The sequence below is a fragment of the Staphylococcus caseorum genome, from assembly GCF_049943195.1.
GTDB lineage: Bacteria > Bacillota > Bacilli > Staphylococcales > Staphylococcaceae > Staphylococcus > Staphylococcus equorum_A.
This window is the reverse complement of the sequence record NZ_JBNFUA010000001.1, coordinates 1507046-1529384: the sequence shown is the minus strand read 5'-3', so window position 1 is coordinate 1529384 and position 22339 is coordinate 1507046. Positions and strand designations below refer to the sequence as shown.

Genomic DNA, 22339 nt, shown 5'->3' with positions numbered 1-22339 from the left:
TTATTTTCCCCCCAATACGCCATCAATATAAACACTAGGATTATAGAATGCCTCTGCAGCATCTTTTATAATTGGATGTAGAAAGTCAGCAGATAATCCGAAAACTACTGAAATTGCAACTGAGACCATAGCAATCGCCAGTATCCCTTTATATTGTAATTTAGGATTCACTTTATATCCTTTTGATTCGCCAAAGAATCCTTGTAAGAATATGCGAATGACTGAATAAAGTACAACAAGACTTGAAAGTAGTATGACAATACCACTCAAATAGAAACCTTTTTCGAAGGTAGCCTGTACAATATAAAATTTACCATAAAAACCACTGAGTGGCGGTATGCCAGCTAAGCTAAGTGCCGCAATAAAGAATGACCAACCTAAAACTGGATAGTCTTTAATGAGACCACTATATTTGCGTAAATCATGGGTTTTAGTAATTTTGTACATAACACCAATTAAGAAAAATAGTGCTGCTTTAATTAACATATCATGTAACGTGTAATAAATTGCGCCCATCATGCCAGTTTGGTTCATCATAGCTACACCGACTAAAATAACGCCGACAGCAATCATTATATTGTAGATAATAATTTTCTTAGTATCAAAATAACTGACTGCACCTACACAACCAAAGATAATGGTTAGTAGTGCTAAGAAAAGAATAATATAGAACGGAAAGCTTGATGTATCATGAATAAAAAGACTTGATGTTCTAGCAATTGCATAGACACCAACTTTTGTTAGTAATGCACCGAAAAAGGCAATGATTGCAATTGGTGGGGCGTAATAAGCACCTGGTAACCAAATATACATTGGAAAAACGCCGGCTTTCGTTGCAAATACAAAGATAAACATGATGAATATGATATTTACAATCCCAGTATCTGCAGCAGGTAGTTGTCCTAATTTTTCACCGATATCGGCTAAATTTAACGTACCAACTACAGAGTAGAGCATTGCTACCGCAATAACAAAGAATGCGGATGATGTAACATTTATAAGTACATATTTTATCGTTTCACTTAATTGTACTTTTGTACCACCGATAACTAATAGAATATAAGATGCCAGTAAGAATACTTCGAAGAATACGAATAAGTTGAAAATATCACCCGTGATAAATGAACCTATGACACCTGTCAGCATGAACATTACTGCGAAGTAGTAATAATACGTTTCACGTTCTATGCCCACTGATTGATAAGAATATAAAATAATCAGCATTGTTACGATTAAACTTGAAATCACGAGAAGGATACTAAATATATCGAGCACTAATACGATACTATATGGTGCTTCCCATGAACCAAGTTCTAAAGTTATAATCCCATGCTTTAATACGTTGTTTAAGTTAATAAATGCAAAAATTAATGTGACAGCTGTCCCACTTAGTGCAACGTATCGTTTAATAATAGGGCGCTTACCAATGAACACAAGTGCAATAATAGTCAACATTGGTATGACGAGTAGTGAAATAATGAGATTACTCTCGATCATCATCTAGCACTCCTTTCATACTTTCTACGTTGTCAGTTCCTAATTCTTTATAACTTCTAAAGGCTAGTACTAAGAAGAACGCTGTTACAGAAAATGAAATTACAATTGCTGTTAAAATTAACGCTTGTGGAATTGGATCAACATAGGAAGATATACCTTTTTCATAAATCGGTACTTCTCCTTTTTTTAATCCACCCATTGTAATTAAAAATAAATTGGCTGTATGTGTTTGCAAAGTAGTCCCAATAATGATGCGTATCAAACTCTTAGAAAGAATGAGATAGACGCTCATTGCTGTGAGAATACCACAAACAAAAATCATCACTATTTCCATTACTCATTCTCTCCAATCGATAAAATTATAGTCATTACTGTACCGATAACCGCAAACATTACGCCTAAGTCAAAGAACGTTGCCGTATGCATTTCCATCGGTTGTAAAATTCCTAAAGGTATTTCAAACGGTGTGTGCGTGAAGAAGTTTTTAGTATAAAACCAACTCGCCATAGGTGTTGCTATACAAAATAGCAAACCAACACCTATTAATAATTTGAAATCCCAAGGAAAGATTTTCCTCATAGTTTTAATATCAAAAGCTACAGCTATGATGACTAGGGCACTAGATAGTAATAGGCCACCTACGAAGCCACCACCTGGCGTGTAATGTCCTGCTAAAAATAATGAAAGTCCAAACATTACGATGAGGAAGAAGATAAGAACTGCTGAATATTGAAAGATGATATTATTCTTCTGTCTTTTCAACGTTTTTACCTCCTTCATCATTTGATTTATTATTTGTACGGAGTTTAATCATTGTATAAACTCCCAAACCTGCAATACCGAGGACAGAGGCTTCGAATAAAGTATCGGTACCACGGAAATCGACAAGTATGACGTTTACCATATTAGTGCCATGTGCTAAATCATATACATGTTCTTTATAGAATTCAGCGATAGAACCAAAGTGTCTATTACCATAAGTAATTAGTCCAAGCACAGTAACAACCACACCTGCACCAACTGAAACTAAAACATTTACAAGTTTGAATGAACGCGTCTCTTTATGTCTGTTTAAGTTTGGTAAGTGATAGAAACACAATAAGAATAACGCTGTAGAAATTGATTCAACTACAAATTGTGTAAGGGCTAAATCTGGTGCGCCAAAGAATATGAAGAAGATAGCGACAGAATAACCTACAGCACTTGCCATAATGATACTGAACAGTCTTGAACGTGCAAATATAATCATAGAAGCTGATGTAATTATAAGTACTACAATGATTAATTCAAATGGACGTACTTCACTCACGTCTTTAAAGTTAATACTAAATGGTGTTACTAATAATGTAGCTAAAGTAATTAAAATTAAAGAAATAAATATAATTACTAAGTTGTTACGCGTAAAACCAGTCACATAAGCATTTGTGAACTTACTTGAGTAACCTGGCGAATCGTTACCGAACTTATCATACCAGTAATTGATTGTAAGTTTTGTAGGATGTGCGCGTAATAAGCGAACCCAATAGCCAAACGATAAAATCAGTAATATACCAACAATATATATACCAATGGTAGAGAAAAATGCTGGTGTAAAACCATGGAACATATGGAATTCTGCATGCGTTCCAGTGCTTTGACTGATTGAATTAACAGCAGGCTCAATAATTGATCCCGTTAATATAGAAGGGAAGAACCCAAATACAATAACTAATATTGCTAAAATAGCTGGTGAAACCAACATTAGTATAGAAGCTTCATGTGCTTTTTTCGGTAAAGCATCTGATTTATGGCTACCTAAGAAGATTTGGCCTATAAATCTTATAGAATATACAAATGTAAATATACTACCAATAATTGCTACGATTGGAATTAATAAGCCAAGCGTATTTAAACTAAATAGGTTAACGTTTGTGACCTCAATCATACTTTCCAAGAACTTCTCTTTAGAAAGGAAACCGTTAAACGGTGGCACACCTGCCATACTGAGTGAGGTGATTATGGTAATTGTAAAAGAAATAGGCATTATTGTTAGCAATCCACCTAATTTTTTTACATCACGAGTACCTGTACTATGGTCAATGGCACCAGCAATCATAAATAACGCACCTTTAAATGTAGCGTGATTAATGAGATGGAACACAGCAGCGGTGAACGCAGCAACATAAAGTTGACTTTCAGCACCTTCAAAATGATAACTTACTGCACCTATACCTAACATAGACATAATCATACCAAGTTGTGAAACGGTAGAAAACGCTAATATACCTTTTAAATCCTGTTGTTTTGTAGCATTTAATGACGCCCAAAACAGAGTGATTAAACCGACAGCAGTTACTGTCCAAATCCAACCCTGTGAGAGTGCAAAGATGGGTGTCATACGTGCTACTAAGTAAAGACCCGCTTTAACCATCGTAGCTGAGTGTAAGTAGGCACTGACCGGCGTTGGCGCTTCCATTGCATCTGGTAACCAAACGTAAAATGGAACTTGAGCAGATTTTGTCATCGCTCCAATTAATACAAATATCATTGATAAAATGAAATACGGACTTGTTTGGATTTCAGATGCATTCCCAATAAGTTCTTGAATACTTGTAGAGCCACCTGCGAGTGATAGTAAAATAAGACCACCCAAAAGTGATAAGCCACCAAATACAGTGACAAGCATTGATTTTTGAGCACCGTAAATAGATGCTTGTTTGTCACGCCAAAATGAAATGAGTAGAAAACTAGAAAATGAAGTTAACTCCCAAAATAGATATAACATAATAATATTATCAGATAAAACAACACCTAACATTGCACCCATAAAGAGCAACAGATAACAATAAAAATTTCCTAACTGCTCTTGTCGACTTAAATAACTTATAGAATATAGTACAATTAAACTACCAATGCCAGTGATTAACAAACTGAATAGTAATCCTAGACCATCCGCGTATAAATCGAAATTCATACCAAAATGAGGCATCCAGTTTGCTCTCTGCATTACGGTATTTCCTGACATGGTTGTTGAAATATATGAGAGGAAATATATAAATAAGACGACGGGGATAGGTAACACAAACCATCCTAAATGTATTCGTTTATGAAACCGATATACAAATGGAATAATGAGTGCAAATATTAACGGTAGAAGAACCGCTATATGTAACAAACTCATTATTTTATCCTCCTTTAAAAATAGTATAAGGTTATTATACATGAATTAGACTATTCTGAAAAACATGGCTAACCCATGAAACACATGAATTAAATGTTTATTTAAATAAGAAGAAACGCAGTATTTTTATTCAAAATTTTGTTTATATTGAATTGCGTAATCCTTCTTAAGTTGCTGTAAATTGTCGAGTGATTTCTTTGCATGTAATGTATCTTGATCTTTTAATTTAATCTCCAATTTAGTGATTGCTTGTTGTAATGATTGCTCATAAGGCAATTCATCATCAGTAAATGGTTTAAGATGCGATTTAGTTGTATAGCGTTTTTCAAAATGACTTAACGCTTTACGCTCATGAAAAAATACATTTTCAGTTTCTCTTGGGCTATGTAAATCACCTTGTTTTGGGTGTTTGATTACTTGTTCCACTTGAACTAAGACTTGATTTTCATCTTCTTCCTTTATTATGACACCGTAGCTTCCAGTTTTATGTGCAAAACGATATAACATAGTTCAATACATCCCTTCATTTGTGTTAGAATACATATATCATCTTAACATGAAATGGAGAATAAAAATGACGAACTATCCTCAGTTAAATTCAGAAATAAACGGTAACGAAATTAAAATGGTATTACACACGAATAAAGGCGATATGACATTTAAATTGTTACCTGACGTGGCACCAAAAACAGTAGAAAACTTTGTAACACATGCTAAAAATGGTTATTACAATGGTGTGACTTTCCACCGTGTAATTAACGACTTCATGGTACAAGGTGGCGATCCAACAGCAACTGGTATGGGTGGCGAAAGTATTTATGGTGGTGCATTCGAAGATGAGTTCTCACTTGAAGCATTTAATTTATATGGTGCTTTATCAATGGCAAACTCTGGTCCAAATACAAATGGATCTCAATTCTTCATTGTACAAATGACAGAAGTACCTGAATCAATGCTTAGTCAATTAGCTGATGGTGGTTGGCCAGAACCGATTGTCAAAGCATATGGTGAAAATGGTGGTACACCTTGGTTAGATCAAAAACATACAGTTTTCGGTCAATTAATTGATGGTAAAGCAACATTAGAAGATATTGCAAATACAAAAGTAGGTCCTCAAGATAAACCAGTACATGATATTAAAATTGATTCAATTGATATCGAAGAAAAACAAAACTAAGCGAATATAAAATGGTAGTATTGCAATTATAAGTAGCATGTAAAATATAATATATGTAAGACAGGTTCAATCGAACACCCAATTTAGTGAATTTATGTTGAGTGTGCAGTTGAGCCTGTTTTTTTATTGAGACTAGCTTAAAAATTAACAATGTAATTAAATGTAGTGAAAATAGCTAGACCCATACTTATGTATAAAAATTGTTCTAGTCTAGTAATTTCAAGTGCGAAATGAGAGTTGAAACTTGCTATGTATATAAGATTAACATTTTTATTTTGTTAAATTATTGTATGAAATCTATAAAATGTGAAATTTTTCTATTAAATGTTAGTACCAAGTTATAATTTATGCTATTATAATAGTGTTAAGTAAAACGAAATAAGGGGTTATCACGTTGAATAATCACTATACAGTAGGTCAACATATCAAAGTTCGTGTGACTGGTATTCAACCGTATGGCGCTTTTGTAGAAACCCCGGACAATGCTGAGGGATTAATCCACATATCCGAAATTATGGATGATTACGTCCATAATTTGAAAAAGTTTTTATCAGAAGGACAAATTGTAAGAGCGAAAGTGATTTCAATTGATGATGAAGGTAAACTGAATCTTTCTTTAAAAGATAATGACTATTTTAAAAATTATGAACGTAAGAAGGAAAAGCAATCAGTGTTAGATGAAATTAAAGAAACCGAAAAATATGGGTTTCAAACAATTAAAGAACGCTTGCCGGTTTGGATTAAACAGTCCAAAAACGCGATTAAAGATGAAAAAACATCTTTAACAAGATACTGACATTTCGATAAGAAATGTCAGTATTTTTTTATTGTGAAGAGGAGATAATCAAAAATTACATGCGTGAGCATATTCATTTATCTTTATAGTTAAGATAGTTAGAATAAACAAGCACTTAAATAGTGTGGAAAAAGTGATAAGGTATTTTACTTAGGAGGATTATTGTAATGAATAAAAAATTTCAACCGTTATTCGAAAAGCTTACATTACCTAATAAAGTTGTATTAGATAATAGATTCGTTTTAGCACCGCTAACACATGTATCTTCAAATGATGATGGCTCGATTTCAAATGAGGAAGTAGTATATATGGAACAACGTTCAAAAGATGTGGGATTAGCTATTTCTGCTGCTAGTAATGTAACAGATTTAGGAAAAGCATTTCCTGGACAACCTTCTGTAGCACATGATTCAAACTTAGAAGGGTTGAAACGTTTAGCTGAGGCAATGAAGAAAAATGGGTCAAAAGCTATTGTTCAAATTCATCATGGTGGTGCCCAAGCATTACCTAATTTAACGCCTAATGGAGATGTTGTTGCACCTAGTCCCATTTCATTAAAAAGTTTTGGAGAACAGAAAGAACACCATGCACGCGAAATTACTGTTGAAGAAATAGAAGAAGCAATTAAAGCGTTTGGTGAAGCGACACGAAGAGTGATTGAAGCTGGCTTCGATGGCGTAGAAATTCACGGCGCTAACCACTATTTAATCCATCAATTTGTCTCACCTTATTACAACCGTCGTAATGATGAATGGGGCGAAGATCCTTATAAATTCGCGAATGCAGTTGTTGATGAAGTGACAGAAACAGTTAAACGTCACGGGAATAAAGATTTTATCGTTGGATATAGATTTTCCCCTGAAGAAGCAGAGTCACCAGGAATAAGCATGGAAATTACAGAAACGTTAGTAAACCATTTAAGTGAAAAACCATTAGACTATTTACACGTTTCATTGATGGATATTCATTCGAAAACACGTGAAGGACAATATAAAGGTCAAGAACGTATCAAATTATTACTACAATGGATTAATGGTCGTATGCCACTTGTTGGTATTGGTTCAATCTTTACAGCGGAACAAGCAATTGAAGCGATTGAATCAACAAATGTAGAACTTGTAGCTTTAGGCAGAGAAATCTTATTAGATCACAATTTTGTTAGTAAAATTAAAAATGGCGAAGAAGATCAAATTATTTCTCACTTTGATCCAAATAGAAAAGATAAGCATCATCTGCCACCAAAATTATGGGAACAGTTTAATAAAGGATTCTATCCACTTCCAAGAACAGATAATAAATAGCGTATAGTTTAACAAGTAGTGTATTATCACAATTATTTTAAAATATTGTGATAGTTATACTACTTTTTTTATTTACAAATAAAAACAAAAGAATAGCAGTTATTAGATGAAATAAAACGAAAAAAATCTAAAAAAAGTTATAGATTAATAATAATTATTATGGATTTGTTAGATTAGTAGATATTGTGCTAGGTATTATTCACTCGTAATTATATATAATTACGAGTAAATAACAGTGTATAATTATTAATTCATCCTTTGCTATAATGCATGAATTGATGATTGAATATACAATTTTATGTAAAAATAATAAAGGATATTTTATTTTTTAAATCAGACAAAATTATCTTGTATAAACGTAGTGAATTATGTCATTATATATGTAAGGGCTTACATAGAAATTGAGTTGTTTATAGATATGTTAAAGCTTGATTTATGTTGATGTATCGGCTTATAAGTAGCATCAAGGGAGCAGTTTTAGAAAATGGTTTCAGTTGAACTCTAAATACGTTATGCTATGAACAAGTATCGTTTTAGAGTTTAAAAAGACTCTTAAAATATTTCAAAGGGGAGATATCATGTCAAGATCAAAAGAAATCATAGAAGTAACAAATCATTACGGAGCACAAAACTATGTGCCACTTCCAATCGTCATATCGGAAGCAGAAGGTGTTTGGGTTAAAGATCCAGAAGGTAACAAATATATGGATATGCTATCTGCGTATTCAGCTGTAAACCAAGGTCACAGACATCCAAAGATTATTCAAGCATTGAAAGACCAGGCAGATAAAGTTACTTTAGTGTCTCGTGCATTCCATAGTGATAATCTAGGCGAATGGTATGAAAAAATTTGTAAACTTTCAGGTAAAGAAAAAGCATTGCCAATGAACACAGGAGCTGAAGCGGTTGAAACTGCATTAAAAGCTGCACGTCGTTGGGCTTACGATGTTAAAAATATAGAACCAGATAAAGCAGAAGTAATTGCATTCAATGGTAACTTCCATGGTCGTACTATGGCACCAGTATCATTATCATCAGAACCTGAATATCAACGTGGATATGGTCCATTATTAGAAGGATTTAATAAAGTTGATTTTGGAGATATTGAAGCTGTTAAAGGCGCTATCAATGAAAATACTGCTGCAATTTTAATTGAACCAATCCAAGGGGAAGCTGGAATCAATGTTCCACCAGAAGGTTACTTAAAAGCAATCAGAGAATTATGTGATGAACACAATGTCTTGTTTATTGCCGATGAAATTCAAGCTGGTTTAGGTCGCTCAGGTAAATTATTTGCAACAGACTGGGATGACGTTAAACCAGACGTATACATTTTAGGTAAAGCATTAGGCGGCGGCGTATTACCAATTTCAGTTGTATTAGCAGATGAAGAAGTATTAGGCGTGTTTACACCTGGATCTCACGGTTCTACATTTGGTGGTAATCCATTAGCTTGTGCAGTTTCAAATGCTGCATTAGATGTTATTATCGATGAAGATTTACCTGGTCGCTCATTAGAATTAGGGAATTATTTCAAATCTGAACTACAAAAAATAGATCATCCTGCAATTAAAGAGGTTCGTGGTCGTGGTTTATTTATCGGAATTGAATTAAATGAAGATGCGAGACCTTATTGTGAATCATTAAAAGAAAAAGGTTTATTATGTAAAGAAACACATGACACTGTGATCCGTTTTGCACCACCACTTATTATTTCAAAAGAAGAATTAGACTTTGCATTAGACAAAGTGAGAAGCGTTTTCGAGTAAATTTATAGTAAAAAAATATAAGTTTTGAAAACTCTTTAAAAAGCAAAATGTTATGTTACAATTATCATGAAAGCGAAATCATTAGTTACGAAAAAGAGGCGAAATGAATCATGACTGAGAATAATAATTTAGTTACTTCTACGCAACAAATTATTAAAGAAGCATTGCATAAACTGGGATTTGACGATGGTATGTATGATTTAGTAAAGGAACCTTTAAGATTCCTTGAAGTTCGAATTCCTGTCCGTATGGATGATGGTACTGTTAAAACATTTACTGGTTATCGTGCACAGCATAATGATGCTGTTGGACCAACAAAAGGTGGAGTTCGTTTCCATCCAGATGTTGATGAAGAAGAAGTTAAGGCCCTATCAATGTGGATGACATTGAAATGTGGCATAGTGGATTTACCGTACGGCGGAGGTAAAGGTGGAATCATTTGTGATCCAAGACAAATGAGCATTCATGAAGTAGAACGTCTATCTCGTGGGTATGTGCGCTCAATTTCTCAATTCGTTGGACCAACTAAAGATATTCCAGCACCAGACGTATTTACAAACTCTCAAATTATGGCATGGATGATGGATGAATATAGTTCATTAGACAAATTCAATTCACCAGGTTTCATTACTGGTAAACCAATTGTTTTAGGCGGTTCACAAGGCCGTGATCGTTCAACAGCTTTAGGTGTAGTAATTGCTATTGAACAAGCTGCACAAAGAAGAGGACTAGATTTAAAAGGTGCACGTATGGTAATTCAAGGTTTCGGTAACGCAGGTAGTTTCTTAGCGAAATTCTTGTACGACATGGGTGCGAAAATTGTTGGTATCTCAGACGCTTATGGTGCATTACATGATCCAGAAGGTTTAGATATTGACTATCTATTAGACAGAAGAGATAGTTTTGGAACAGTAACGAATTTATTTGAAGAAACAATTTCAAATAAAGAATTGTTCGAACTTGATTGTGATGTGCTGATTCCGGCAGCAATTACAAATCAAATTACTGAAGATAATGCAGCAGATATTAAAGCTGATATCGTGGTTGAGGCTGCTAATGGTCCAACTACACCAGCAGCAACACGTATCTTAACTGAACGTGGCATTCTACTTGTTCCTGACGTATTAGCAAGTGCTGGTGGCGTAACTGTTTCATACTTCGAATGGGTACAAAATAATCAAGGTTATTATTGGACAGAAGAAGAAGTAAACACTAAATTACGTGAAAAACTTATAACTGCTTTTGATACAATTTATGAATTATCACAAAATAGAAAAATTGATATGCGTTTAGCTGCGTTTATCGTTGGTATTAAACGTACTGCAGAGGCAGCACGTTACCGTGGTTGGGCATAAAACGTAGAATAGAGTATAAATGGTTTGAATAGTTATTGATTTAGATACAATAAAAAGTACCCACTATTAATTTTTAATAGTGGGTACTTTCTATTTATTACAAGTTATTTTTTAAGAGAAACTTCCTTTTGAAATGTCGACAGAGTCTTATGAGTTTGTCGACATTTTTTGGTTAGTATATATGATTTAATAATCTATTTCTTGATATTCGATTGCCCATTTTCTAAGGCTGTGAGTACTAGTAGAAACTTTACTCATCTTTCGGTTAATGAATAATCACTTATTGTACTTTATATTCTCTTCAAAGTAGACATTTAAAAAGTGAAAACCTTGAAGTTTTTTGTATGTTACACATGGAATATATATTAAGCTTATAGTTGTTATTAATATTGATTTAATTTATAGCGCTATGGTATTTATTTTCTGAATTATCAGACTTGTCTAACTTTTTTAGTTATGCTATTGTAAAAAAGAATATTAATCGCTAAATAATAAACTCCACCTTATAAACCATATAAAGAAAAGGATGACGAGCCGATGTAAGATTATCTTTAATTTAAAACAAAAATTAAATAATAAATTAATTCAAGGAGTAATATCTGATGAATAAATCATCGTTTCGTTTTTTATGGATTGGTCAATCTCTCGCAAATAGCGGAGACGTTTTTTATATGGTGGGTTTAATAGCAATAATATACGAATTAACAGGCTCTGTAACTTATATGGCTTTTGTACCTTTTTTTATAACGGCATCAAGGTTTGTAAGTGGCATCGTCGCTCCTTTAATTATTGAACGAGTCAGGTTGAAGGTACTTTTAGCTTATTCCCAATTGGGTAAAACAATAGCTACAATTATACTTATAGGTTATATAGAAGTTTTTTCTTCTTTTAACACATCTTTTTTAATTTTTTTCTTTGTAATTACCATTTCCTTTTTAGACGGATGGGCAAATCCAGCGAGAAATGCTTTTATTCCAATATTAGTCGAACAAAATGCTCTGGTGAAAGCTAATAGTTTTCTTGCTATTCTTGATCAAACAATTCGTTTAGGAGGATGGGCAGTTGGAGGAATGCTTGTTGCTATTATAGGGGGAGTAAACGTTCTTTGGTTTACATTTTTCTTGTTTGTAACATCAACTTTTATGATGTTTTTAATTCCTAGTATTGATAAAAATATAGTGAGCGATGAACAATCAATAAAACTATCAAATTGGGAAGTATTAAAAAAAGGATGGGTAACTATTTGGCAAACACCCACTTTACGTACTATTAGTATCGTAGAATTTTTTGAATCTATTGCAAATGTGGTATGGGTAGCTGCAATTATGTACGTGTATGTAGATCAAGCTCTGCAAACTGGAGAACAATGGTGGGGGTATATAAACGCGACTTTCTTCTCTGGATTAATGATAGGTGGATTTTTAAGTTTGAAATGGTCACATTTAGTAGATCGACTTTCCAGTAAAGTTATTTTAGTTGGAGCTTTCTTAGCTAGTTTAACAACTCTAATGTTTGGTTTAACGTCGACTCCGTGGATGGCATTAGTATTATCCTTATTATTTGGTTTGGTAAATCAAATTAAGGATGTTGCTCAAGAGACCTTGATACAGAAGAGTGTGGTTCATAGACTTTTACCTAATATTTACTCAGCAAAAGACGCTTTAATAACTGCAATTTTCGGGGTTTCCTCTCTGATTTTAGGTAATTTGACCGACTTATTTGGTGTGAGATTCACATTTATCTTAGCTGCAACACTACTATTTATATCTTCGATTATTCTGATTATAAATAGAAAGGATATTTGAGTAATCTATAATAAATGAAAAGGAAAATACATTTATTATTTGTTTTACACCTAAATAAAATATCAAAACATAAACACACTTATATGATTTTAAAAGGAGGGATTCTATGTTTAAAACAAAGATTAATGACAATTTAAGCCTTAAAATTTTAGAAGAAAGAGATACTCAAGCACTTTTTAATATAGTTGATAATTCAAGAGACTATCTAAATGAATGGCTTCCCTTTGTAAAATTCACGAAAACGAGTGAAGATACTAAGCAATTTATAAAATCTGGGTTAAATCAGTTTATAGAAAATGATGGGTTTCACTGTGGCATTTGGTACAACGAACAATTGATTGGTGTCATCGGATTACATTATATAAATTGGTTGAATGAAATAACATCTATAGGCTATTATATTGATCAAAATTACGAAAATTTAGGAATAATGACAAAATGCACAAAATTTTTAATTGATTACTGTTTCAATGAAATAAATTTGAACAGAATTGAAATACAAACAGCGACTAAAAATATTAAAAGTCAAAAAATTCCTCGGAAATTAGGGTTTAAACAAGAAGGCATTTTAAGAGAAGATGAAAAATTGAATGGAAAATTCGTTGATAGTTATGTATTTAGCTTGCTTAAATCTGAATATAACAATTAAAAACTAAATTTTTCAGAAGATTATAGTTACCGAAGCTCACAAATAAAAAACTTAGATTTTAAACTAATGTTTTAAAAAACAGACAAATCAATTGCTAGAAAAGCTTTTGATTTGTTTTTTTATAGATATTATATCCTCGAAACACTCTATATCTATGAAAATTATTACTTAATTCTTTTTGAAAATTCAGGGTATCTCTATTTGTTGATACAGTACATATATTAATTTATTTTCTTTTGAGAAAGGGCAGTTTATTGTACAGGTTCCTTACTCGTTAATAAAGCACTAGCCGAATACCACAGGTTGAGGATGTCCTACACAGGAAAAGCGTACACAAAAAAATGCCAACAAAGTCACAGGCTTCGTCGGCACACACTAAAAAGTTAATTTAAAAACTAACTTTTTAAGTAAATGATTTTAATAAATTCAATAGTTAAACCATATATCCAGTAATGGGATGGTTATTATATAATGATATTTTCTTCAACACTGATATTTTTACCAGCAAATTATTCTTTGTCATAAAAATTTGCTGGTAATGTTTTCACAAAAGTAAATAAAACTATCGTCTGCAACGTTACCATTATTAACAAACCCAATCTTATATAAGGGTGGTCTATCATGAAAATTGAAAAGCCGATAACTATATAAAGGCTCAACAAAAGTTTGAACTTATCCTTCAAAGTATAGCCTTTGTTTTCTTTAAAACTTTCAACATAATTCACATAAACTTTTGTTTGCACTAACCATTTTTCAAATTTATCAGAGCTTTTAGAAAAACAAAGTACTGCAACTAATAAAAATGGTGTAGTTGGTAATAATGGTAATAAAACGCCAGCAAAACCAATGACTGTAAATAACAAACCAATAATAATTAAAAAATATTTCAAAAAAACACTCCTATTGATAGCTATTATCAATAATAAACTAATTCATCACTATAGTAAATAACATAACATTTTACAGGATGGTTTTTATTATGGTTGTTAATATAGGCATTTGTTATTGTTAATAAAAAGTTTTATTTTACTTGTGCTTCATTTTCATTAATTACTTGCTTATATAAATCAGGATAATTTGTAAAGACGCCATGTACGCCATAATCATTTAGTCGTTGCATATCTGCTTTTTCATTAACAGTAAACGGATGCACTAAAAGACCTGCTTTTTTGAGGTTATGTACATTTTGTTTTGTTAAATCTGTATGTTCGGGACCTACACCAACTGCATACTGTTTGATCGCATTAAAGTCTTGTTGTGTCATACTAGGTAATTCACCCTTATCTAATAAACGTACAAGAGGGATATTAGGGTTTAGGTTTTGTAGCTTTAATAAGCTTTCTTGTGAAAAGGATTGAAGCATAACATGTCCATTTTCAAGGGATTCACTATTAAGTAAATTGTGTTTATTTAATGTGTCTAGAAGTTTTTCCTCCATGCCAGGGTAAACATCGGGCGATTTAGTTTCAATATAATAATTGGCATCTGAACCATAGCGTTGGAAAATCTCATCTAATGTCGGCACTTGGACACCTTCATAATTTGAATTTGCATATTGAGGATTTGCCGCATTAAATTTACTGCCTGCATCTAATTTTTTCAGTTCTTCAAGTGTATATTGATCGACTCTACCTGTACCATTTGTAGTTCTATCAACAGTTTCATCGTGCATTGCGACGAGGTGACCATCTTTAGTCATTTGTAAATCAATTTCTATATATGATGCGCCTATAGCATTATGGCTCTTATCATAAGCTGCTAGTGTATGCTCTGGTGCATAACCACTTGCGCCTCTGTGAGCGATTGTTGTGAATTTTTCAACTGTTAAATTATGTAATTCGTTCTGCTTATTATTTATACCGTTTGATTGAGGGCTTTGTTGTGAATGAGAAGCATTCTGGTTTTCCATCTGACTGCCTTTACCACTAGCTTGAATGTCTGGAGATGCACCAAGACTCAATAATGATGTTACCGCAATACTTGAAATGATAAATTTACTGACGTGTTTCATAATGTTGTCACTCCTTAATCTGAACTGTAATCTCATAGTACAAAATAAAATCAGAAATAAGAATAGGATTTACAACATATTTATTCAAACTAAATAATGTTTAACATATAATTACAATTTATAATAAAAAATTACAAAAAGAAGCATGTTACTGTACCTTGTAGAGCTTATAAAAGGTGTTTCTCAGAAGCGTTTCTGCTATTAGAATGTTATTAACTAGTAATACTGTCATTGCGTCATAGGGTACTATACGGGTGTTTATAACGACTTAAGAATATGTAATAAAAAAGAACTGGAAAACCGCTTATTTAAGCACGGTTTCCAGTTCTTTTTGTTAATGTTGTTGCTTTATTATATTGATTTGTTGTTTTACTGCTTCTTGTCCCGTTGAACCATAACTGATTCTACGACTTACACAGTTTTCAGGTTTTAAGTAATCATAAATATCCGCTTCGATACTGGCATGTGCGTTTTGATATTCTTCTAACGGAACGTCTAATAAATAAACGTTATGTTGTATAGACCAAAGCACAATTTTACCAACGATTTCATGTGCATTTCTAAAAGGCACACCTTTGTTGACTAAGTAATCTGCAAGTTCTGTTGCATTTGAGAAATCATTGTAGACAGTTTCTTGTAAGTGATCCACATTCACCGTCATTGTATCGATCATGCCTTCGAAGATACGTAGGGAACCTTTAAGTGTATGCACAGCATCAAAGAGTCCTTCTTTATCTTCTTGCATATCTTTATTGTATGCTAACGGTAAACCTTTAAGTGTCATAAGCATGCTCATAAGATTACCTGTCGTACGTCCAACTTTACCTCTAATTAATTCTGCCATATCAGGATTTTTCTTCTGCGGCATGATGGAAGAACCAGTTGAAAATGCGTCAGATAAAGTTATGAAATTTGCTTCTGCTGATGACCAAAAAATGATTTCTTCAGCAAAACGAGAAAGGTGAACCATAGTTAATGAAATGTTGTGTAACGTTTCAACAATGTAATCTCTATCACTTACAGCATCCATACTATTTTCATAAAGTGCGCTAAAGTTTAATAAAGCTTGCGTTTCATGACGATCAATAGGATAAGTCGTGCCACTTAATGCAGCTGCACCAAGAGGGGAGATATCGATACGCTTCAAGCTATCTTGGAAACGTGATTTATCTCTTTCTAACATCCAATAATACGTCAATATATGATGTGCAAACGATATTGGTTGTGCTCTTTGCAAATGCGTATAACCTGGCATGATGGTATCGACATGTGCTTCGGCAACTTTTACAATTGTTTGTTGGAAAGCAGTGATGGATTCAATTAAGTAGTTAACTTCTTCTTTTGTATATAAATGCATATCAGTAGCAACTTGATCATTTCTACTACGGCCAGTGTGTAATCTACCGCCTGCATCACCGATACGTTTAATTAATTCATGCTCGATATTTAAGTGAATATCTTCTAAAGAGACATCTAAGTTTAAATTACCTTGTTCATAATCAGCTAAAATAGCGTTTAAACCATCTATAATTTGTTCGCAGTCTGAATCAGAAATAATACCTTGTTTGGCTAACATCGTTGCGTGGGCAATACTACCTTGGACATCGTATTCAATTAATGCTTTGTCAAAGTGGATAGAAGCATTGAATTCATCGACCCATGCTTCTGGTTGTTCACTAAATCTCCCACCCCAAGCTTTACTGCTCATCGTTATATCCACCATGTAACATAGAATTTACTTTAGTAGGTAGGCCAAAGATATCGATGAAACCAACTGCTGATTCTTGATTAAACGCGTCTTCTTTTGTATAAGTAGCTAATTTTTCATTATATAGTGTATGTGGTGATTTTCTGCCATTAACGATTGCATTACCTTTGTATAATTTAATACGTACATCACCTGTAACATATTGTTGCGTACTATCGACAAATACTTTTAAGCTATCTGTTAATGGAGAGAACCATAAACCATTATAGATTTGTTCTGAGAATTGTTTTTCGATTACAGGTTTGAAATGTGCTACATCTTTTGTAAGGGTAATTGTTTCAAGTGCTTTGTGCGCTTTTACAATTACTTCTGCTGCAGGTGTTTCATAGACTTCTCTTGATTTAATACCTACAAGTCTATTTTCTACATGGTCAATTCTTCCGATACCGTGTTTACCAGCTAATTTATTTAAATATAAAATAAGTTCACTTAATTTATATGATTGACCGTCTAAAGCAGTAGGGATACCTTGCTCAAATGAAAGTACAATTTCATCTGAATCATCAGGTGTGTTTTCTAATGGGTTAGTTAAGTCATATGCATCTTCTGGTGGTGTAGCATATGGATCCTCGAGGATACCACATTCGTTACTTCTACCCCATAGGTTTTGGTCTATTGAATAAGGTGAATCATGTTGAATTGGTACTGGGATATTATGTTTAATTGCATAATCTATTTCTTCTTCACGACTCCAAGCCCATTCTCTAACTGGAGCAAATACTTTTAGTTCTGGATCTAAAGCTTTAATTGCTACTTCAAAACGAACTTGGTCATTCCCTTTACCAGTACAACCATGTGCAATACCAACTGAATTTGTTTTGCTAGCAATTTCTACTAATTTTTTTGAAATTAAAGGTCTTGATAATGCAGATACTAATGGATAAGTACCTTCATACATTAAATTCCCTTTAATTGCATATGATACGAAATCTTGACTGAATTCTTCAGTAGCATCAATAATGTGACATTCACTTGCACCCATATCTAGTGCTTTTTGATGAACGATGTCTAAATCCTTACCTTCACCTACGTCTAAACAACAAGCTACAACGTCGTAACCTTTATCTAATAACCATTTTACTGCAACACTTGTATCTAAACCGCCTGAATATGCTAATACTATTTTCTCTTTCATAATTTCCACCTCTAATTGATATTTTTAAAATTTGTTTTTTTATTTGATATTGAATAGTATAGCAGATGTTTAATGAAAATAAAACCACTTTTATACATAAATATGCAAAAACATTCAGAAGATGTTATTCGTGAAAGGAAGTATTTATGTTATGAATATTGGAAAAATATTGATTAAAGGATTTTATCAATATGTATATAATAATGAATAAAAAAACTGAAGCGCTAAAGATAATTAGCAAAATTGTCATAATTTATGACTGATTATAGGCTAGTTGTTTGAATAGTCAAAATAAACTTAGTAATATTATATTGAAACTAAAAACACTGGAGGCAATATCAAATGACTCATATTCAATTAGATTATGGTAAAACTTTAGAATTTTTTGGAGAACACGAACTACAACAACAAAAAGATATCGTTAAATCAATTCATAAAACAATTCATGAAGGAACAGGCGCTGGTAGTGATTTCTTAGGTTGGATAGACCTTCCTGTTGATTATGATAAAGAAGAGTTTTCACGTATTTTAGAAGCTTCTAAACGTGTTAAAGAGAATACAGATGTATTTGTAGTAATTGGCATCGGCGGTTCATATTTAGGTGCACGTGCAGCTATTGAAATGTTAACTTCTTCATTTAGAAATAGTGATGAGTATCCAGAAATCGTCTTTGTAGGTAATCATTTATCTTCAACATATACACAAGAGTTAATTGATTATTTAGATGGAAAAGATTTCTCAGTCAATGTAATTTCAAAATCTGGTACAACAACTGAACCAGCAGTTGCATTTAGATTGTTTAAACAATTACTTGAAAATAAATATGGCAAAGATGAAGCGAAAAAACGTATTTTTGCAACTACAGATAAAGAAAAAGGTGCATTAAAAGAATTAGCTACAAACGAAGGCTATGAAACATTTGTTGTGCCTGATGATATTGGTGGCCGTTATTCAGTATTAACTGCAGTGGGCTTATTACCAATTGCGGTTGCTGGAATTGATATTAAAGCAATGATGGAAGGTGCGGCTAAAGCACGTAAAGAATTGTCATCAGAAAACATAGAAGACAATATTGCTTATCAATATGCAACAATCCGTAACGTTTTATATGCAAAAGGTTATGACACTGAAATGTTAATCAACTACGACCCTTCAATGCAATATTTCAATGAATGGTGGAAACAATTATTTGGCGAATCAGAAGGTAAAGACTTCAAAGGTATTTACCCTTCAAGTGCAAACTATACAACGGATTTACATTCTCTTGGCCAATATGTTCAAGAAGGACGTCGTTTCTTATTTGAAACAGTAGTAAAAGTAAATAATCCAAAACAAAACATTACTATAGAAGAAGATAATGATAATTTAGATGGATTAAATTACTTAGCAGGTAAAACAATAGATGAAGTGAATACAAAAGCTTTTGAAGGTACACTATTAGCGCATACAGATGGTGGCGTTCCAAATATTGTTGTTGATATTCCTCGTTTAGATGAAGAAACATTTGGTTATATCGTATACTTCTTCGAATTGGCTTGTACAATGAGTGGTTACCAATTAGGCGTGAATCCATTCAATCAACCAGGCGTTGAAGCATACAAACAAAATATGTTTGCTTTATTAGGTAAACCTGGATTTGAAGATAAAAAAGCAGAATTAGAAAAACGTTTATAATACAATAAATTATTGCATTAAAACGATGCTTTAATGAAAGACCCATTCCAAAGATAAATTTGGAATGGGTCTTTTCTATATTTATAACGCTAAAATGTATAATAATTAGCTATAATTTTTCAAGCATATCATGGTCATCAATACTATAAGTCTCTGACATGATGCTTTTTTCGTTCTTGAGACTGATTTATATTAAATCTAGTACTTTATAGTTTTAAAAACAGGATGTTACACTTATAATTATAATCAATAGAAATGATGGAGATGGGTTAGATGACAGAAGAACAAGTACAATATTGGTTTGATTTATTCGGAAACTTAGGATATATTGTAGGTTTTTTACTGCCATTTATTGAAGCCTTTATTCCTATTTTGCCAATCATTGTATTTGTCATTGTTAACGTGAATGCTTACGGTTTTATCATCGGAACTTTATTGGCTTGGATAGGCACAGTAGCTGGTAGTTATATTGTGTTCCTATTTTTTAGAAGGCTTACGCATACACGTTATATGAAGAAAATACAACAACGTACATCTGTTCAGAGATTGATACATTTCATTGATAGAAAAGGTGTCCTTCCAATTTTTATTTTAATGTGTTTTCCATTTACACCAAGTGCACTAGTCAATATTGTCGCAAGTTTATCGCATATTAAAGCACATGCCTATTTGACCGTTCTTATAGCTTCAAAATTCGTTATGATTGGGCTTGTAGGTTGGTTGGGGAATGATATTACAACCTTATTCACAAGTCCTATAAGATTGATAACTATCATCATCGTCATTTTAATAGTATGGTTTGTAGGACGAAAAATAGAGAAACATTTTATGCATTCTTCAGAGGAGTGACAGCGTGCGATTTATATTAAAACATTTGATTTCCATAATATTTGCGATTATTATTGTACTATTGATACAAGCGTTTGTAATTACAGGTGCTGTCATAAAGGATGATAAGATGGCACCAAACCTTAAACAAGATGATCGAATTATTGTAAATAAGATTAAAACTACATTTAACTTATTAGATAATAATGATATTATAATGTATCGTGAAGGCGATGAAATTCAATTTAGTAGAATTATCGGCAAACCTGGGCAATCTATTGCGTATAAGAACGGGACGTTATATAGAGATGACAGGACAGTTGATGTGCCTTATGCGAGCAGTAGTATAAATGATTTATCACTTAGAAATATTAAGCAATCTGAAGGAGATATCATTCCCCCGAATGCTTATTTTGTACTCAATGATAATCGTGAAAATAAACAAGATTCTAGAACGACTGGATTTATACAGAAAGAAGATATTATTGGAAATGTGAGTTTGAGATATTTTCCATTTGGAAAATTCACAGTGAACTTTAATTAAATAGACGAGGTGTAAAAATTGAAAAAAGAGATATTGGAATGGATTGTGTCGATTGTCGTTGCAGTAGCGTTAGTATTACTAATTGTAAATTTTGTGGCAAAACCATATACTGTTAAAGGTGATTCCATGGATCCTACGCTAAAAGACGGCGAACGTGTCATGGTCAATTTGTTTGGTTATAAATTTGGCGATATAAAAAATGGTAACGTCATTGTCTTTCATGCAAATAAAGAAAGCGACTATGTTAAACGCGTTATCGGTACTTCAGGCGATAACGTTGAATATAAAAAAGATAAATTGTTTGTAAATGGTAAAGAAGTAGAAGAACCATATTTAGATTCAAACAAAAAAAATAAACAATATGAATATATTACAGGTAGCTTTGAAACAAAAGATTTAAACCAAGTAGATGGAAAAAATAAAATTCCTGAAGACAAGCTACTTGTGCTCGGTGATAATCGTGAAGTAAGTAAAGATAGCCGTTCATTTGGTTTAATAGATGAAGATCAAGTCGTTGGTAAAGTATCATTTAGTTTCTGGCCACTTAATGAAATGAAATTTGGTTTTGATCCTGATACAGATCAAAATAAATAATAACCGAATTTAAGGCATAGATACCTAATATAATAAAAAAGTGCTAATCTGTTAATTTAATGGATTAGCACTTTTTTTTTATAAAAATCTATCAAAATAAATAAGTTTCATTCATCGGTGTAGTGGTAATTTAAATCAGAGATGATTAGGGAATTTGAAAATACATATGAAGGTTCATTTTGTTTTTATAAACAACTGGTTCACATACTTAACAGAGTTGGAGAAATCAGGTTAAAGATTCACAATGTACAAGCTTTTCTATGTTAAAATGTGAAT

Annotated in this window: 20 protein-coding genes; 11 read left to right on the top strand and 9 right to left on the bottom strand. The window is 32.6% G+C overall.

Going from position 1 to position 22339, the window contains the following annotated elements; translation table 11 throughout:
- From ACP3TL_RS07865 to kapB, 5 genes are all read right to left on the bottom strand, one after another.
- Window positions 1-1497: a Na+/H+ antiporter subunit D gene (locus ACP3TL_RS07865; RefSeq protein WP_069817997.1), complete on the bottom strand. Its 1497-nt coding sequence runs from the start codon at window positions 1495-1497 to the stop codon at window positions 1-3.
- Window positions 1484-1831, bottom strand: a complete 348-nt coding sequence (gene mnhC1, locus ACP3TL_RS07860) for a Na+/H+ antiporter Mnh1 subunit C (RefSeq protein ID WP_057512733.1) — start codon at window positions 1829-1831, stop codon at window positions 1484-1486. The genes ACP3TL_RS07865 and mnhC1 overlap by 14 nt, the downstream gene beginning before the upstream one ends.
- Complete coding sequence (locus ACP3TL_RS07855; RefSeq protein ID WP_141714378.1) at window positions 1831-2259, bottom strand: Na(+)/H(+) antiporter subunit B; 429 nt, start codon at window positions 2257-2259, stop codon at window positions 1831-1833. Before ACP3TL_RS07855 ends, mnhC1 begins: the two co-directional genes overlap by 1 nt.
- Entirely contained in the window at window positions 2240-4657 is a 2418-nt protein-coding gene (locus tag ACP3TL_RS07850) for a Na+/H+ antiporter subunit A (protein ID WP_277575791.1), read from the bottom strand. The genes ACP3TL_RS07855 and ACP3TL_RS07850 overlap by 20 nt, the downstream gene beginning before the upstream one ends.
- 126 nt (window positions 4658-4783) lie before the next feature.
- Complete coding sequence (gene kapB, locus ACP3TL_RS07845) at window positions 4784-5164, bottom strand: sporulation phosphorelay system protein KapB (RefSeq protein ID WP_069833035.1); 381 nt, start codon at window positions 5162-5164, stop codon at window positions 4784-4786.
- A gap of 67 nt (window positions 5165-5231) precedes the next feature.
- On the opposite strand from kapB, the gene ACP3TL_RS07840 reads away from it, so the two are divergent.
- From ACP3TL_RS07840 to ACP3TL_RS07810, 7 genes are all read left to right on the top strand, one after another.
- Window positions 5232-5834: a peptidylprolyl isomerase gene (locus ACP3TL_RS07840; RefSeq protein ID WP_069833036.1), complete on the top strand. Its 603-nt coding sequence runs from the start codon at window positions 5232-5234 to the stop codon at window positions 5832-5834.
- A gap of 394 nt (window positions 5835-6228) precedes the next feature.
- Window positions 6229-6630, top strand: coding sequence for a S1 domain-containing post-transcriptional regulator Ygs (gene ygs / locus ACP3TL_RS07835; RefSeq protein WP_002508137.1), 402 nt, complete (start codon window positions 6229-6231; stop codon window positions 6628-6630).
- A gap of 167 nt (window positions 6631-6797) precedes the next feature.
- Window positions 6798-7931: an NADH-dependent flavin oxidoreductase gene (locus ACP3TL_RS07830; protein ID WP_285326202.1), complete on the top strand. Its 1134-nt coding sequence runs from the start codon at window positions 6798-6800 to the stop codon at window positions 7929-7931.
- Between the two features lie 578 nt (window positions 7932-8509).
- Window positions 8510-9700: an ornithine--oxo-acid transaminase gene (locus ACP3TL_RS07825; RefSeq protein WP_069833038.1), complete on the top strand. Its 1191-nt coding sequence runs from the start codon at window positions 8510-8512 to the stop codon at window positions 9698-9700.
- A 110-nt stretch (window positions 9701-9810) separates the two neighbouring features.
- The gene (locus ACP3TL_RS07820) at window positions 9811-11055 is read left to right on the top strand and encodes a Glu/Leu/Phe/Val family dehydrogenase (protein ID WP_069833039.1); all 1245 of its coding nucleotides are present in this window, start codon (window positions 9811-9813) and stop codon (window positions 11053-11055) included.
- A gap of 602 nt (window positions 11056-11657) precedes the next feature.
- Entirely contained in the window at window positions 11658-12860 is a 1203-nt protein-coding gene (locus ACP3TL_RS07815; protein ID WP_069833040.1) for an MFS transporter, read from the top strand.
- A 106-nt stretch (window positions 12861-12966) separates the two neighbouring features.
- Window positions 12967-13509 carry a GNAT family N-acetyltransferase gene (locus ACP3TL_RS07810; protein WP_069833041.1) on the top strand — a complete coding sequence of 181 codons (543 nt, stop codon included), beginning with the start codon at window positions 12967-12969 and terminating at the stop codon, window positions 13507-13509.
- A gap of 509 nt (window positions 13510-14018) precedes the next feature.
- Here ACP3TL_RS07810 and ACP3TL_RS07805 read toward each other — a convergent pair.
- The 4 genes from ACP3TL_RS07805 to ACP3TL_RS07790 form a co-directional block, all read right to left on the bottom strand.
- Window positions 14019-14399, bottom strand: coding sequence for a YbaN family protein (locus tag ACP3TL_RS07805; protein ID WP_285326204.1), 381 nt, complete (start codon window positions 14397-14399; stop codon window positions 14019-14021).
- Between the two features lie 131 nt (window positions 14400-14530).
- Window positions 14531-15520: a glycerophosphodiester phosphodiesterase gene (locus ACP3TL_RS07800; protein WP_277575793.1), complete on the bottom strand. Its 990-nt coding sequence runs from the start codon at window positions 15518-15520 to the stop codon at window positions 14531-14533.
- 334 nt (window positions 15521-15854) lie between these two features.
- Window positions 15855-17228 (bottom strand): argininosuccinate lyase, encoded by a 1374-nt coding sequence (gene argH / locus ACP3TL_RS07795; RefSeq protein ID WP_069833043.1) that lies wholly within the window; start codon window positions 17226-17228, stop codon window positions 15855-15857.
- On the bottom strand, window positions 17218-18423 hold the full coding sequence (locus ACP3TL_RS07790; protein ID WP_069833044.1) for an argininosuccinate synthase: 1206 nt from the start codon (window positions 18421-18423) through the stop codon (window positions 17218-17220). The genes argH and ACP3TL_RS07790 overlap by 11 nt, the downstream gene beginning before the upstream one ends.
- 342 nt (window positions 18424-18765) lie before the next feature.
- Between ACP3TL_RS07790 and ACP3TL_RS07785 the strand changes: the two genes are divergently transcribed.
- The 4 genes from ACP3TL_RS07785 to lepB (ACP3TL_RS07770) all read left to right on the top strand — a co-directional run bounded on the left by ACP3TL_RS07785 (window position 18766) and on the right by lepB (ACP3TL_RS07770) (window position 22063).
- Complete coding sequence (locus tag ACP3TL_RS07785; RefSeq protein ID WP_069833045.1) at window positions 18766-20097, top strand: glucose-6-phosphate isomerase; 1332 nt, start codon at window positions 18766-18768, stop codon at window positions 20095-20097.
- A gap of 273 nt (window positions 20098-20370) precedes the next feature.
- Window positions 20371-20946, top strand: a complete 576-nt coding sequence (locus ACP3TL_RS07780) for a TVP38/TMEM64 family protein (protein ID WP_069818012.1) — start codon at window positions 20371-20373, stop codon at window positions 20944-20946.
- A 4-nt stretch (window positions 20947-20950) separates the two neighbouring features.
- Window positions 20951-21469 (top strand): signal peptidase I, encoded by a 519-nt coding sequence (gene lepB / locus ACP3TL_RS07775; protein ID WP_069833046.1) that lies wholly within the window; start codon window positions 20951-20953, stop codon window positions 21467-21469.
- A gap of 18 nt (window positions 21470-21487) precedes the next feature.
- Window positions 21488-22063: a signal peptidase I gene (gene lepB, locus ACP3TL_RS07770; RefSeq protein WP_069818014.1), complete on the top strand. Its 576-nt coding sequence runs from the start codon at window positions 21488-21490 to the stop codon at window positions 22061-22063.
- The last annotated feature ends 276 nt before the right edge of the window (window positions 22064-22339 follow it).